Annotated in this window: 12 protein-coding genes; 5 read left to right on the top strand and 7 right to left on the bottom strand. The window is 73.0% G+C overall.

The genetic code is table 11. The features are described 5' to 3' along the window. Window positions 1-42 precede the first annotated feature (42 nt). Window positions 43-1,248, bottom strand: coding sequence for a hypothetical protein (locus AB0C04_RS22560; protein ID WP_357057695.1), 1,206 nt, complete (start codon window positions 1,246-1,248; stop codon window positions 43-45). A gap of 240 nt (window positions 1,249-1,488) precedes the next feature. Between AB0C04_RS22560 and AB0C04_RS22555 the strand changes: the two genes are divergently transcribed. The 3 genes from AB0C04_RS22555 (at window position 1,489) to AB0C04_RS22545 (ending at window position 4,805) form a co-directional block, all read left to right on the top strand. After that, window positions 1,489-3,042, top strand: coding sequence for an NAD(P)/FAD-dependent oxidoreductase (locus tag AB0C04_RS22555; RefSeq protein ID WP_357057693.1), 1,554 nt, complete (start codon window positions 1,489-1,491; stop codon window positions 3,040-3,042). 186 nt (window positions 3,043-3,228) lie between these two features. Beyond that, on the top strand, window positions 3,229-4,245 hold the full coding sequence (locus AB0C04_RS22550) for an aminoglycoside phosphotransferase family protein (RefSeq protein ID WP_357057691.1): 1,017 nt from the start codon (window positions 3,229-3,231) through the stop codon (window positions 4,243-4,245). 74 nt (window positions 4,246-4,319) lie between these two features. After that, window positions 4,320-4,805 (top strand): GNAT family N-acetyltransferase, encoded by a 486-nt coding sequence (locus AB0C04_RS22545; RefSeq protein ID WP_357057689.1) that lies wholly within the window; start codon window positions 4,320-4,322, stop codon window positions 4,803-4,805. Between the two features lie 114 nt (window positions 4,806-4,919). Here the strand turns inward: AB0C04_RS22545 and AB0C04_RS22540 are convergent, their stop codons facing one another. The 6 genes from AB0C04_RS22540 to AB0C04_RS22515 all read right to left on the bottom strand — a co-directional run bounded on the left by AB0C04_RS22540 (window position 4,920) and on the right by AB0C04_RS22515 (window position 12,164). Then, on the bottom strand, window positions 4,920-6,737 hold the full coding sequence (locus AB0C04_RS22540) for an IucA/IucC family siderophore biosynthesis protein (protein WP_357057687.1): 1,818 nt from the start codon (window positions 6,735-6,737) through the stop codon (window positions 4,920-4,922). Beyond that, the gene (locus tag AB0C04_RS22535) at window positions 6,734-7,318 is read right to left on the bottom strand and encodes a GNAT family N-acetyltransferase (protein ID WP_357057685.1); all 585 of its coding nucleotides are present in this window, start codon (window positions 7,316-7,318) and stop codon (window positions 6,734-6,736) included. Before AB0C04_RS22535 ends, AB0C04_RS22540 begins: the two co-directional genes overlap by 4 nt. Continuing rightward, a complete protein-coding gene (locus AB0C04_RS22530; protein ID WP_357057683.1) occupies window positions 7,315-8,604 on the bottom strand; it encodes a lysine N(6)-hydroxylase/L-ornithine N(5)-oxygenase family protein in 1,290 nt (429 codons plus the stop codon). The genes AB0C04_RS22535 and AB0C04_RS22530 overlap by 4 nt, the downstream gene beginning before the upstream one ends. 35 nt (window positions 8,605-8,639) lie before the next feature. Continuing rightward, complete coding sequence (locus AB0C04_RS22525) at window positions 8,640-10,178, bottom strand: aspartate aminotransferase family protein (RefSeq protein WP_357057681.1); 1,539 nt, start codon at window positions 10,176-10,178, stop codon at window positions 8,640-8,642. A 103-nt stretch (window positions 10,179-10,281) separates the two neighbouring features. After that, complete coding sequence (locus AB0C04_RS22520; RefSeq protein ID WP_357057679.1) at window positions 10,282-11,133, bottom strand: siderophore-interacting protein; 852 nt, start codon at window positions 11,131-11,133, stop codon at window positions 10,282-10,284. Continuing rightward, a complete protein-coding gene (locus AB0C04_RS22515) occupies window positions 11,133-12,164 on the bottom strand; it encodes an ABC transporter substrate-binding protein (RefSeq protein ID WP_357057677.1) in 1,032 nt (343 codons plus the stop codon). Before AB0C04_RS22515 ends, AB0C04_RS22520 begins: the two co-directional genes overlap by 1 nt. 223 nt (window positions 12,165-12,387) lie before the next feature. Here AB0C04_RS22515 and AB0C04_RS22510 point away from each other — a divergent pair, with 223 nt between their 5' ends. Together AB0C04_RS22510 and AB0C04_RS22505 are read left to right on the top strand one after the other, a co-directional pair. After that, window positions 12,388-13,335 carry an iron chelate uptake ABC transporter family permease subunit gene (locus AB0C04_RS22510; protein WP_357057675.1) on the top strand — a complete coding sequence of 316 codons (948 nt, stop codon included), beginning with the start codon at window positions 12,388-12,390 and terminating at the stop codon, window positions 13,333-13,335. Next, a complete protein-coding gene (locus tag AB0C04_RS22505; RefSeq protein WP_357057673.1) occupies window positions 13,332-14,360 on the top strand; it encodes an iron chelate uptake ABC transporter family permease subunit in 1,029 nt (342 codons plus the stop codon). The genes AB0C04_RS22510 and AB0C04_RS22505 overlap by 4 nt, the downstream gene beginning before the upstream one ends. Window positions 14,361-14,413 lie beyond the last annotated feature (53 nt).

The following is a 14,413-nucleotide window of genomic DNA, read 5'->3' as shown; positions in this document are numbered from 1 at the left end:
TCTAGGGACGGGCACCGACAGGAGGGCGTCACCGCTGGCCGCTCAGATGACGACGTGTGTCCAGTAGGTCAGCCACAGCACGAACAGCGCGCCCTGGACGAGCGCGAGGACGGCGGTCAGCCAGACGTCGAGCGTGGCGTTGCGGGCCCACCGGGCGAGCACCAGGCAGACCGGGAACGCGGCGAGCAGGTACCGCAGCAGACTCTTGTACACGGGCGGGCCCATCGAGAGCGGCACCAGAACCATGAGCAGCCCGTAGACGAGGTAGGGCAGCTCGCGCCGGCGCAGCCCGACGACCAGGACCGCCAGCACGGCGATCGCGAAGCACACCCGCACGGCGTCGAGCGGCCCCGCGACGAGCCCGCCGGCCAGCACCCCGAACGGGTTCTGCACCCTGATTCCCCACCCGGTCTGCTGGGCGTGCTGGTAGGCGAACCAGTCCCCGCTCTGCCACCGGCAGAACGCCATGAAGCTGAGCCAGCCGGCGGGCAGCAGCAGCAGCGGCCAGCCGGTGCGGACGTACCCCCGCAAGGCCCGCGGGTCGAACCGCCAGCCGTGCTGTCGCAGCAGCAGCAGGGCCAGTGGCAGCACCACGAAGAACCCGACCGACCGGCTGAGCGCGAGGAAGAAGCCCACCACGCCGACCACCAACCATCGCCGTCGTTCGGCGTAGTGGAACGCGGCCAGCGCGAGGCAGAGGAAGAGCGACTCGGTCAGCGCCGCATGGAAGAGGAAGGCCGCCGGCATGAGCAGCAGGTAACGGAGAAATCGCCGGGCCGCGGCGTCGTCGCCGAGCAGCCGCTCCCCCAGTCGGTAGCCGAAGTACAGCAGGAACAGGAACGCGACGTTGCTGATCAACAGCAGCGCCAGGGCGTTGTTTCCGCCCAGCACGGCCCCGACCGGCCGGGCCAGGAACGGGTAGAGCAGCGGGAAGCCGAAATCGCGCCACGGTTCGGTCAGCGGAAGCTCGGTGAGCCGCAGGTAGAGAAACGAGTCCCAGGCGAACCAGAGCGAGATCCAGCGGTGTCCGGAGATCTCCCGCTGCTCGGCCCACATCAGCGACTCGTCGGCCGGAGGGGCGCCGGGGATGCCGTCCCAGGCATGCAGGACGACCAGCCCGACCAGGGTGAGCACGACCTTCGACCCGACGAAGAGCCCCAGGACGAAGGGCCACGGAGCCGGCACCCGCCGGCCGATCCGGGCCGCCCCGGCGGAGAGCTCCGCCAGCCGGGCGCGCTGGCCCGCCACGCGACGCCGCGTGCCCGTGGTGTTCCGCCACCGCTCGGCCATGGTGTCCCCCGCGGCCCGCGGCCGACCCGTGAGGCCGCGAACGCCCCGCCGGATCCCCTTTGCCGCGCCGTTGACACCTCCGGCACCGCAGTGAACATCGGCGCAGGGTGGGGTTCATCCGCTCCGCCGGGTGACATCGCCCGGATAGCGGGTAGGCGGCGCGCCTGGACAGCGGCCCGGCTACAGGGAGCGCGACGAATGGGCGAGCAGCACGGCACGGTGGTCATCGGCGCGGGGCCGGCAGGCCTCACGGCGGCATACGAGCTGCTCCGGCGGGGCGAGCTGGTACGCGTGTTCGAGGCCGACGAGGTGGTGGGCGGCATCAGCCGGACGGTGGAGCGCGACGGCTGGCGCTTCGACATCGGCGGGCATCGGTTCTTCACGAAGGTGCCACGGGTGGAAGCGTTCTGGCACGAGATCCTGCCGGACGAGGACTTCCTGCTCCGGCCCCGGATGAGCCGGATCTTCTACCGGGGGGCGCTGTTCAACTACCCGCTCAGCGCCGTCAACGCCCTGCGCAACCTGGGCCTGTGGGAGGCAGCGCTGTGCATGGGCTCGTACGCCCGGGCCCGGCTGCGCCCACCACGGGACCAGTCGCACTTCGAGGGCTGGGTGTCGGCGCGCTTCGGCTGGCGGCTGTACTCGATGTTCTTCAAGACGTACACCGAGAAGGTCTGGGGCATGCCCGCCGACCAGCTCCAGGCGGACTGGGCCGCGCAGCGGATCAAGAACCTGTCGCTGGCCAGGGCGGTGCGCAACGCGCTGCCGCTGGGGCGCGGCCGCGACGACGTGACGAGTCTGATCGAGGAGTTCCAGTACCCGAAGTACGGCCCGGGCATGATGTGGGAGCGCTGCGCCGAACAGGTGCGCGGCCGAGGCGGGCGGATCGACACCGGGACCTGGGTGACGGCGGTACACCGGGATCCCGCCCGGCGGCGGGCCGTCGCGGTCACCGTCAACGGCGGGGGCGGCCAGCGGTCCGAGCCGGCCGAGCACGTGATCTCCTCGATGCCGATCTCCGAGCTGGTGGCCGCGTTGCGCCCGGCGGCGCCGGCAGAGGTGCTCGCCTGCGCCGCCGACCTGCGCTACCGCGACTTCCTGACGGTGGCGCTGGTGTTGCCGGCGAAGTTCTCGTTCCCGGACAACTGGATCTACGTGCACGACCCGGCGGTCCGGGTCGGCCGGATCCAGAACTTCGGCTCGTGGTCACCGCACCTGGTGAAGGACGGGCGCACCTGCCTCGGGTTGGAGTACTTCGTGTTCGAGGACGACGAGATGTGGCGTACCCCGGACGCCGACCTGGTGGCCATGGCGACCGCCGAGCTGGAACGGCTCGGCCTGGCCCGGCCGGGCGCCGTCGAGACCGGCTACGTGGTGCGGATGCCCAAGGCCTACCCGGTGTACGACGAGCGCTACCAGCACAACATCGACGTGATCCGGACCTGGCTGGCCCGCGAGGTGCCCAACGTGCACCCGGTCGGGCGCAACGGCATGCACCGGTACAACAACCAGGACCACTCGATGTTGACCGCGATGCTGACCGTCGAGAACATCGCGGACGGCGCGGCGCACGACGTCTGGTCGGTCAACGTGGAGCAGGACTACCACGAGCAGGCCACGAACCGTCCCGGGCGGCACGGCACCGGCCGGGACGCGCCGGTCGTACCGAGCCGGACCATCCGCGCCGGCGCCGCCGTGCCGGGCGACGGGCGGACCGTGACCGAGCCCCCGGCCCAGGTGCCGCTGGTCTGAACGGCGTTCCGGCCGAGCGGCAGGGTGGCCAGCGACCGGGAGACCGGTCCCCCGGTCCTCGGGGCGCGGTCGCTGCGGCCGGCGGTCGCGGGGCGGCGCGGACGGCGGCGGCCCTACTACCCTGGCCCCCATGCGGCGGGTTTCGACGGCGCACCGGCCGGCCATGGCGCGGCCGGATGGTGCCGGATGAGCGCGCCGAGCCCCACCCAGCGTCCCCTCACCCCGGACGACGTGTCCCGGCTGATCCGCGCCTCGTTCGGCCCCGCCGCCGTGGTGGCCGACTGTGGGCCGCTCGACGGCGGCGGGTTCGCCGCGGTCTGGGCGGTACGCCTGGACGACGGTCGCCAGGTGGTGCTGAAGGTCGCGCCGCCGGGCGGGGTGCGGCTGCTGCGCTACGAGCGCGGCCTCTGCGCCGCCGAGGCCCGCTACTTCCGGCTGGTGGCCGAACACGTCCCGCGGGTGCCGGTGCCGCCCGTGCTGCACCACGGCACCGACCCGGCGTACGGCGAGTGGCTGGTCACCGGCCGGCTGCCCGGCCGGTCACTGGCCGAGCTGGCGGCCGACGGCGGAGCCGACGACGCGCCGGCCCGGCACGATCTCGGGGTGGCGCTGGCCGCGCTGCACCGGGTCAGCGGCGCCCGGTTCGGCTACGACGACGCGCGGTCGTCCGGGTCGACGTGGCGGGCGGCGTTCACGTCCATGGTCGAGGCGCTGCTCGCCGACGCCGCCGACTGGGAGGTCCGGCTGCCGGGCGGGTCCGATCGGGTCCGCGCGCTGCTCCGGCGGCACGCCGCGGCGCTGGACGCGGTACGCCGACCGGCGCTGCTGCACTTCGACTGTTGGGACGGCAACGTCCTCGTCGCGCCCGGCCCGGACGGCCGGCTGCGGTTGACCGGCCTGGTCGACGGGGAGCGCTTCCTCTACGGCGACCCGCTGCTGGACCTGGTCTCCCCGCTGCTGCTGCGCCGGGCCGAGGACGAGCCCGACCATCTGGTGCTGCGCGGCTACCGCAGCGCCAGCGCCGAGCCGTTCGACCTCGACGCCGGCGCCCGCCGCCGGCTCAGCCTCTACCGGCTGCACCTCTACCTGCTGATGACGGTGGAGATGCCCAGCCGGGGCATGACCCGGCAGACCCACCCCGAGCGGCACGCCGGTCTCGCCGACCTGCTCGACGCCGAACTCGACGCGCTCGGCCGCGGCTGAGCCGGGACCGGTGAGCGGCCGCGGCGGTGGCAAACCCGTTGCCGGGCAGCGGTGGCGCTCCTAGCATGCCCACCGTGCAGATCCGGGAGTTCGCGACGCAGGACTGGGACCAGGTGTGGCCGATCGTCGAGGAGGTCGTCCGCGCCGGGGACACCTTCCCCTACGACCCCGCGTTGAGCGCCGACGAGGCGTACCGCATCTGGGTGGAGGCCGCGCCGGGCCGCACGGTGGTCGCGGTCGACGGTGCGCGGGTGCTGGGCACGGCGAAGATGGGCGCCAACCGGCCCGGCCCCGGATCGCACGTCGCCACGGCGAGCTTCATGGTCGCCGCGGACGGGCGCGGCCGGGGCGTCGGCACCGCGTTGTGCCGGGACGCGGTCGACTGGGCCCGCCGCAACGGCTACGCGGGCATGCAGTTCAACGCGGTGGTCGAGACGAACCGGTCGGCCGTCGAGCTGTACCGGCGGGAGGGCTTCACGGTGATCGGCACGGTGCCCGGGGCGTTCCGCCACCCGAGCCTCGGCCGGGTCGGCCTGCACGTCATGTACCAGGAGTTCTGAGCCGGGGCGCCGGCCCCGAGACACCCGGGGAACCGACGGTCCAGGTGGACCGCCCGGTTCGCCGCGTGGTCGGGGCCGGCGCCCGGTCGTCGGCGCCGCGGGCGCCCGCCCGGCTCAGCGCCTCGGGGCGTAGGGCGCCAGTGGGTTGGCCAGCGTGCCGACGAGTTGCAGCGCGGCCGACGGGTCGGCGAGGTCGACCATCTGCTGGTTGTCGCGCAGCTGGAGCCGGTTGAGGCAGGAGAGCGCGAAGTCGTCGGCGAACAGGTCGTAGCGGCGGGCCCGCTCGGCCAACTGCGGCACGCTCGCCAGGTAGTCGGCCCCGCAGGCGGCGACCGTCCGCCAGAACGCCTCCTCGCTGAGCACCCCGGCCTCGACCAGGACCGCGTTCAGGTACCGCAGGAAGCAGTCCACCACGTCGGTGAAGATGGAGAGCAGCTTCATCGCCTCCGGGACGTCGGCGCGGATCCGCTCGACCGCCGGCGGCAGCGGCCGGTCGGCGCTCATCACCACGATCTCCTCGGCGATGTCCTTGAAGATCACCCGCTCGACCGTGTCCCGCTCGTCGAGGACCAGGATGACGTTCTCCCCGTGCGGCATGAACGCCAGGTGGTGCGCGTAGAAGGCGTGCAGCAGCGGGGTCAGGTAGGCGTCCAGGTAGCGGCGCAGCCACGTCTCGGGCGCGAGCCCGGACCGCTCGATGAGCGCGGCGGCGAGCGAGTTGCCGTCCGTGTCGACGTGCAGCAGCGAGGCCATGGTCGCCAGCCGGCGGCCCGGCTCCAGGCCGGGCACCGGGCTCTCCCGCCACAGGGCGGCGAGCATCTTGCGGTACGGCGAGTACCGGTCGGTGGCGGCCTCGTACTGCCGGTGCCGGTAGCCGACGGCGGCCCGCTCCCGGATGATGGTGAGCCCGGTGGCCTTGAAGACCTCGTCCGCCGCGATCAGCTCGGCGAGCCAGTCGTTGATCGCCGGGGTGGCCGCCATGTACGCGGCCGACAGGCCCCGCATGAAGCCCATGTTCAGCACCGAGAGCGCGGTCTTGACGTAGTGCCGACCCGGCTCGGCGCGGTTGAAGAAGGTGCGGATGGACTGCTGGGCGAGGTGTTCGTCCGGGCCGGGGCCGAGGTGCACCAGCCGGCGCTGGGCCACCTCGCCGGCGAAGGTGACCGCCAGCTTGTTCCACCACTGCCAGGGATGCACCGGGATCAGCAGGTAGTCGGCGAGGTCGAGGCCGAGCCCGGCCATGCTCTGCGCGAATTCGGCCAGCGTCTGCGCGCCGAGTTCGCCGCGGATCAGGGTGTCGTAGTCGAGGTCCTCGGCGCAGCTGAACGCGGCGTGGTCGCGGTGCGCGGCCAGCCAGATCAGCCGGACCGGCTGGGCCGCTTCCGGGGCGTACCGGTGGTATTCGTCGATCCCGAAGCCGAGCCGGCCGTTGTTGGCCACGAAGCACGGGTGACCCTCGGTCATCGAGGTCTCGATGGTCTGGAAGTCGGCCCCGGCGAGCTGCGCGGCGGGCACCGGCGGCCGGCCCAGCTTGTACGCGATGCCGGCGAGCGTGGAGGTGATCTCCTCCAGGTAGACCGGCAGGACCCGGGCGGAGAGGCCGAGCGTCGTGCGCAGCTCGATGACCAGGTCGACGGCGTCCAGCGGCAGCTCCTCGTGGCCGCGCCACCGGGTCACGCTGTCGGCGTCGATCTGCCAGTGCTCCAGGGTGAGCACCCGGGCGGCGAACCGGTAGGTCACCGCGCCGTCGTCGCTGCGCACCGCGTACCACCGGCGGCCCTCGCCGGCCGGCGCGCCGGCGGGCGGCCCGGTCGGCTCGGGGGTGAGCAGCCGTTCGTGGGCGAACTCGGCGAGCGCCTTGCGGACCAGCAGCCGGTTGGCCCGCGCCCAGTGCGTCGGGGTGAGGTGGGCGACCGGATCGGCGGCGCTCACGCCGGGGTTCCCGAGGGGATGGGCGCACCGGTGGCCGCCAGGAATCGGGTACGGGTGCAGATGCTCAACAGGGCGTCCTTCTCGGGCTTGGCGACGGTGCCGACGACCTCGAAGCCGACGGCGGAGTTCAAGGCGTGCACCGCGGTGTTGCGCACGTCCGGCTCGACCACCACCCGGTGCGTGGCCGGATCGGCGAAGATCCAGGCCAGCACCGTGGTGATCACCGCGCGGGTGAAGCCGTGCGTCGGGTCGTCGGCGGGTGCGCAGAGGAAGTGCATGCCCACGTCGCCGGGGCGGGCGTCGTGCAGTCCGACGAGTTCGACGTGCGCGGGGTCGTACCGTTCGGCGAGGAAGGCCGGGCGGCCACGCCAGGATCCGAGGTACGCGTCGTGGTGCGGGTGCTCGGCGATCCGCCGGTACTCGGCGGCGACCCCGGCCTCGTCGGCGTCCTGCATCAGCCAGAACACGGCCTTGGGGTGGGTGACCCAACGGTGCAGCAGCGCGGCGTCGGTGTCCGGGTCGACGGGCCGCAGCGTGAACTCGCCCAGCCCCGGGTCGACCCGGGTGAAGACGTCGGTCATGACACCCCCGCCGGAGCGCCGAACTCCTGGAAGGTGATGCTCTTCTCGATCGGATAGTGCTCCCGGCCGAGCAGCTCGCGGATGATCCAGGAGTTGCGGTAGGGGCCCATGCCGAGGTCCGGCGAGGTGATGCTGTGCGTGTGGGTGCCGGCGTTCTGCAGGAAGATGCCCCGGCCGGTGTGGTCGATGCTGTAGTTGCGGGCCACGTCGAAGCGGCCGTGCGCGTCCCAGCGGATCCGGTCCCGGACGGGCTCCAGGAACGCCGGGGTGCGGTAGCGGTAGCCGGTGGCCAGCACCAGCCCCTCGGTACGCAGGGTGAAGTCGCGCTCCTGCTCCACCTGGCGCAGCCCCAGCGTGTACGCGTCGCCGGCCTCGTCGTACTCGGCGGTGGTCAGCTCGGTGTTGGTGAGCAGCCGGGTGTTCACCGGGCCGGGCACGCTGCGCTCGTAGAGCAGGTCGAAGATGGCGTCGACCAGGTCGGCGCTGATCCCCTTGAACAGGCCCTTCTGCTCGGCCTCCAGTCGGTAGCGGGTCGACTCCGGCAGCGCGTGGAAATAGTCCACGTAGTCCGGTGAGGTCATCTCCAGGGTGAGCTTGGTGTATTCGAGCGGGAAGAACCGGGGCGAGCGGGTGACCCAGTTCAGCCGGTAGCCGTAGGTGTCGATGTCACCGAGCAGGTCGTGGTAGATCTCCGCCGCGCTCTGCCCGCTGCCGAGCACCGTGATGCTCCGCTTCAGCCGCAGCGCGTCGCGGTGCTCGAGGTACCGCGAGTTGTGGATCAGGCCGCCACCGAGGCCCGCGCAGGCCGCCGGGACGTACGGCGGGGTGCCGGTGCCGAGCACCAGGTGCCGGGCCCGGTAGGTGCTCGTCCCGTCCGAGGTCTCGGCGCGCACGGTGTAGCAGCCGTCGGCCTCGTCGTACTCCACGGTGGTGACGCGGTGCCCGAAACGCAGGTTGGGCAACTTCGCCGCGGCCCAGCGGCAGTAGCCGTCGTACTCGCTGCGCAGCGGATAGAAGCTCTCCCGGATGTAGAACGGGTAGAGCCGGCCGATCTCCTTGAGGTAGTTGAGGAACGAGAACGGCGAGGTCGGGTCGGCGAGGCTGACCAGGTCGGCCATGAACGGGGTCTGCAACCGGGCCGACTCCAGCAGCATGCCGGGGTGCCAGTCGACGCCCGGTCGGGACTCCAGGAACACCCCGTCCAGTTCGGGGATCGGCGCGGTGAGACAGGCCAGGCCCAGGTTGTACGGGCCGAGGCCGATGGCGATGAAGTCGTGTGTGGACATCCGGCCCTCCAGGCGCGGGTTCGGGGCTGACGCGGTCAGCCGACCTGGCAGGTGAGGTCGGCGGCGGTGGACCGCTCGTGCACGTACCGGCTCGCGTGCTCCGCGATGAGTTCCAGCACGTGCCCGACGTCGTCGAGGGTGGTCTCGGGGTTGAGCAGGGTGAACTTGAGGAAGTGCCGGCCGTCCACGGTGGTGCCGGCGACCAGCGCGGCCCCGGAGGAGGCCAGCGCCTCCCGCGCGTAAAGGTTCGCCGCGTCGGCCAGCTCACGATCCGGTCCGGTGGGCAGGTAGCGGAACACCACGGTGCTCAGCGACGAGCGGGTCACCACCTCGAACCGGGGGTCCTCGCTGACCAGTTCCCAGGCGCCGGCCGCCCGGTCGACCACCTCGTCGAAGAGGGCGCCGAGCGCGTCCGGGCCCATCACCCGCAGGGTGAGCCAGAGTTTGAGCGCGTCGAAGCGGCGGGTGGTCTGCAGGCTCTTGTCCACCTGGTTGGGGATGCGCTGCTCGACCATCCGGGCCGGGTTGAGGTAGTCGGCGTGGTAGGTGGCGTGGCGCAGCACCGCGCCGTCGCGGACCAGCAGGGCGCTGGAGCTGACCGGCTGGAAGAAGGACTTGTGGTAGTCGACGGTCACCGAGTCGGCCCGTTCGATGCCGTCGAGCAGGTGCCGGCGGGTCGGCGAGACCAGCAGCCCACAGCCGTACGCGGCGTCGACGTGCAGCCACGCCCCGACCGTGGCGCAGATCGCGGCGACCTCGGCGAGCGGGTCGATGGAGCCGAAGTCTGTGGTGCCGGCGGTGGCCACCACCGCCATCACCACCAGGCCGTCGCGCCGGCAGCGGGCGATCTCGCGCTGCACGGCGGCGGGCACCATCCGCCGCTGCGGGTCGGTCTCGACGGTGATGACCGCGTCCGGGGCGAGCCCGAGCAGCTTGGCGGATTTCTGCACGCTGAAGTGCCCGGCCGCGGAGGTGATGACGCGCAGCCGGGGCAGCAGTTCGCGCCGGGCGTCCCAGGTGGACGCGGACCGGCAGGCCTCCTCCCGGGCCAGCAGCAGCGCTTGCAGGTTGGACTGGCTCCCGCCGCTGGTGAAGATCCCGTCGGCGGCCGGGCCGAACCCGATCCGGGTCGCGGTCCAGTCGATCAGCCGGCGCTCGATCAGCGTCGCCCCGGCGCTCTGGTCCCAGGTGTCCAGGGAGGAGTTCACCGCGGTCAGCACCGCCTCGCCGAGCAGGGCCGGGATCGCCACGGGACAGTTCAGGTGCGCCAGGTAGCGGGGGTGGTGGAACCAGACGGCGTCGCGCAGGTAGACGTCGTCCAGCTCGTCGAGGGCGGCGCCGGCGTCGCCGAGCGGCCGGTCCAGGTCGATCCCGGCGATCTGCGGGGCCAACGCGTCGGGGGTGATTCCGGTGAACGGACGCTCCGCGCCGGCCACCCGGCGGGCGACCCGGTCGACGCCGTCGGCGAGCGCCGCGCGGTAGCGGGCGACCGAGTCGCCGTTCAGCAGGTGGGCGCGGGCGGTCGATCCCGGCGAGGCCGGGACGGCCTCCACGGTGTGTGCCGGCAGAGTCATGGGCAGGTCCTCCACGCTCGGTTGCGGACGGAGTGGATGAGGGCAGCCGGAACCCGCCTCCGGCGGGGCGCCGGAGGCACGGGGCTGCGGTGGATCGGGGCGCTCAGGCGGTGGCGTCGGCCAGTGCCTCCGCGCGCAGGGCGTCCTCGCTGACGCCCTGTCGCCAGTAGCCGGAGAAGGTGACCCGGCGGCGGTCCAGGCCCCGCTCGCCGACCAGGTGCCGGCGCACGGCGCGGACCATCGAGGACTCGCCGGCCACCCAGGCGTACGGGGTGCCGGCCGGCAGGCGGGCGGCGCGGACCGCGTCGACCAGCAGGCCGCTGCCGGGCGGTGTGCTGCCCCGCACGATCCAGCGCACCTCGGCCCGTGCCCCGACCGGCAGCTGCTGGATGTCGGCCGCGTCGGGCACCTCGATCCAGGCCCGCACCGGGGTGTCGGCGGGGAGCCAGTCGAGGATCCCGCCGACGGCGGGCAGCGCGGTCTCGTCGGCGGCGAGCACGATCAGGTCGGTCTCCGCAGGCGGCCGGAAGCAGACGCTGCGGTTGTCGGCGACCGCCGGGCCGAGCAGCACCACCCGGTCGCCGGGCCGGGCCCGCCCGGCCCAGCGGGAGGCGGGACCGACGTCGCCGTGGCTGACGAAGTCGATGTCCACCTCGGCGCGCTCCGGGCGTTGCGCCCGGATGGTGTACGACCGCATCACCGCCCGGGTCTGCGGGTCGAGCGCCCGGTAGGCGCCGAACCAGTCGTCGCCCTCCTCGGCCGGGAGCACCGGGGCGTCCTGGCCGGGGTGCGGCAGGAAGAGCGAGACGCTCTGGTCGCGCCCGCCGCCGTCGAAACCGGCCAGCTCGGCGCCGCCGAAGGTGACGCGGATGGTGCTGACGCCGATCCGGCGCACGCCGGCGACCTGCGCGGCGTAGAGGCGGTACTGCACGGCGAGCGCACCGCCGAGGGCCATCAGCTCACCTTCTTCGCGGCGCGGATGGCGTTCGCGAGGTTCTCCAGCAGCGGGGCCGCGCCGGCGTACGAGAAGCGGGGCACCGCGTCCCAGGGGGTGACCTGGTTGGCCTTGACCGCGGGCAGCTGCGCCCAGGTGGGCTTGGCGCCGAGGTCCTTGGGCTGCAACGCGGTGTTGCGGTTGTCGAGCAGGATCAGGTCGGCCGGGAACTTGCCCGCGTTCTCCCAGCTGAGCGCCTCGAAGTAGTCGCCGCTCTCGAGCTTGGTGGGCACCACGATGTCGACGCCCAGTTCGGCGAAGTACATCAGGTCGGTGCTGACCTTCGGGTTGGAGACGTAGAACAGGTCGGGGCTGCCGGAGGCCGCCATCACCTTGATGCCGGGGTTGGCCTTGACCGCCTGGCGGACCGACTCGGCCGCCGCCTCGAAGCGGGCCTTGGCATCGGTGACCTTCTTCGCCGACAGGTCGGCGCCGAGCGACTCGGCGAGCTGGGCGTAGCGCTCGATCGGCTTGGTCATCGGCACCCGGGCGGTGGTGATCGTCACGCTCGGTGCCAGCGGGAGGATCTTGCTCTTGCTCTCGTCCGGCACGTACCAAAAGGCGCCGGGGTCGTACATGTGGGTGACCAGCAGTTCCGGGCGCAGGGCGGCGTACTTCTCGACGCTGAACTCCCCCCACACGTTGCCGAGCACCTCCACGTTCTCCACGTTGAGCTCGCCGGCCTGCGGGTCGGCGGTGCCGTCGGCCCGCTTGGTCTCGCCGAACACGCCGACGATCTGCTTGTCGAGTCCGAAATCGACCAGCGCGGCGGCGGTGCCGGTGAAGGCCACCACCCTGGCCGGCCGGCCGGCGGCGGTCACCTTCTCGTTCCGGTCGTCCGTGAACGACCAGGGGCCTGCGCTGGTGCCCGCCGCCGCTTCGGGCGATTTCTCCCCGCCTCCGCAGCCGGTCATCAGGACGGCGAAGGTGGCGGCACCGCCGGCCAGGAGGCCACGGCGGGTCAGGCGACGGGAAGATACGGAATCAGGCATGGGGTCGACTTTCGATCAGGGTCGGGGGGTGACCATGGACAGCGGGGTTAGGTTAACCTAACCTAATTCGCTGTCAAGTCCTGTTCGGCGTTTCCCCACCCCGGAGTTCACACTGTCCGTCATCGAGTCACCACCCGAGGGTGGCCGTCCCGCGCTGGCGCCGCCACCGCCCACACCTCGGCGGGGCCGCGTCGCCACCCGCAGCGCGGGCCTGGTCGCTGCCGTGCTGCTGCTCGTCGCCGTCGCCGTACTCAGCATCGCGGTGGGCGCGAAACAGCTCCCGCTCGCCGACGTCTGGTCGGGCCTGCTGCATTCCGACTCCACCGAGTACGCGGTGGTGCACCGGATGCGGCTGCCCCGCACCCTGCTCGGCCTGCTCGCCGGCGCGGCGCTCGGGGTGGCGGGCGCGGTGATGCAGGCGCTGACCCGCAACCCGCTGGCCGATCCCGGGCTGCTCGGCATCAACGCCGGCGCCTCCGCCGCCGTCGCCACCTCCGCGCTGCTCGGCGTGACCGCCCTCAACGGATACGTGTGGTTCGCGCTGCTCGGCGCTGCGGTGGTCACCGCGCTGGTCTACGCGGTCGGCGGCGGGCGCGGGGCCACCCCGGCCCGGCTCGCGCTGGCCGGCGCGGCGCTCAACGCCACCCTCTTCTCGTACGTCAGCGCGGTGATGCTGCTCGACTCCGCCTCGCTGGACCGACTCCGGTTCTGGACGGTCGGTTCGCTGGCCACCGCCGACTCGGCGACGGTCAACCGGGTGCTGCCGTTCCTGCTCGCCGGCCTGCTGGTCGCGCTGGCCACCGCGCGTCCGCTCAACGCCCTCGCGCTCGGCGACGACGCGGCCCGGGCGCTCGGCGCGCGGCCCGCGCTGATCCGGGCGGCCGTCATCGTGGCCGTCACCCTGCTCTGCGGCGCGGCCACCGCCGCCTGCGGGCCGATCGTCTTCGTCGGGCTGCTCGTGCCGCACCTGGTCCGCGCCCTGACCGGGCCGGACCTGCGCTGGCTGCTCCCCTACTGCGCGCTGCTCGCGCCGGTGCTGCTGCTCGGCGCCGACGTGCTGGGCCGGGTGCTCGGCCGACCCGGCGAGCTCCAGGTCGGGATGGTCACCGCGGTGTTCGGCGGGCCGCTCTTCCTCTGGCTGGTCACCCGACGCAGGGTGGGCAAGCCATGACCGTGCTGCGTACCCCGGGCGGTTTCTCACTGCGCTTCCGCCCCCGCGCGCTCGCCGTCGGCGCCGGCTTCGCGGTGCTCGCCGCCGGGCTGGGCGTACTCTCCGTCGCCGGCGGCGACTACCCGATGACCCCCACCGACGTGCTACGCACCCTCACCGGCGGAGGCACCCCGGCCGAGGAGTTCATCGTCACCGAGCTGCGGCTGCCCCGGCTGGTCACCGCCCTGCTGGTGGGCGCGGCGCTGGCACTGGCCGGCGCGGTGTTCCAGGCCCTGGTCCGCAACCCGCTCGGCAGCCCGGACGTGCTCGGCTTCACCCAGGGCGCGGCGACCGGCGCGCTGGTGGTGGTCGTGCTCGGCGGCAGCAGCCTGGCGCTCTCCGGCGCGGCGGTGGTCAGTGGCCTCGCCACCGGCCTGCTGATCTACGCGATCGCCTGGCGCAACGGCGTGCACGGCTACCGGCTGGTGCTGGTCGGCATCGGGATGTCGGCCATCCTCACCGGGATCAACGGCTATCTGCTCACCCGTGCGCCGCTGATGGACGCGGCCCGGGCGATGCTCTGGCTCACCGGCAGCCTGGACGGACGCGGCTGGTCCGACGCGCTGCCGCTGCTCACCGTGCTGGCGGTGCTGACGCCGGTGGTGCTGCTCGGCTGCGGCCCGGCGTTGCGGATGATGGAATTGGGCGACGACACCGCCAGCGCGCTCGGTGTTCCGGTGCGGCGGCTGCGCCTGGTGCTCCTCACCGCGGCGGTGCTGTTGGTCTCCTTTGCCGCGGCCGCCGCCGGGCCGGTGTCGTTCGTGGCGCTGACCGCGCCGCACCTGGCCCGGCGACTCACCCGGGCGCCGGGGCCGAACCTGCTTCCCTCGATGTGCGTGGGCGCGACACTGCTGGTCGGAGCCGACCTGCTGGCCCAGCGGGCGTTCACCGACCACCAGCTCCCGGTCGGGGCGGTCACCGGCGCGCTCGGCGGGGCCTACCTGGTCTGGCTGCTGGCGATGGAACGAAGGGCGGGGCGGCTGTGAGCGCGAGGAGTGAGCTTGCGAGCCCCGCAGCCGCGAACAAAGGCCGCACCGTG

Source organism: Micromonospora sp. NPDC048909 (genome assembly GCF_040649635.1).
Classification (GTDB): domain Bacteria; phylum Actinomycetota; class Actinomycetes; order Mycobacteriales; family Micromonosporaceae; genus Micromonospora.
Note: the sequence above shows the minus strand (reverse complement) of the source record. Positions and strands in the feature narration are given on the sequence as shown.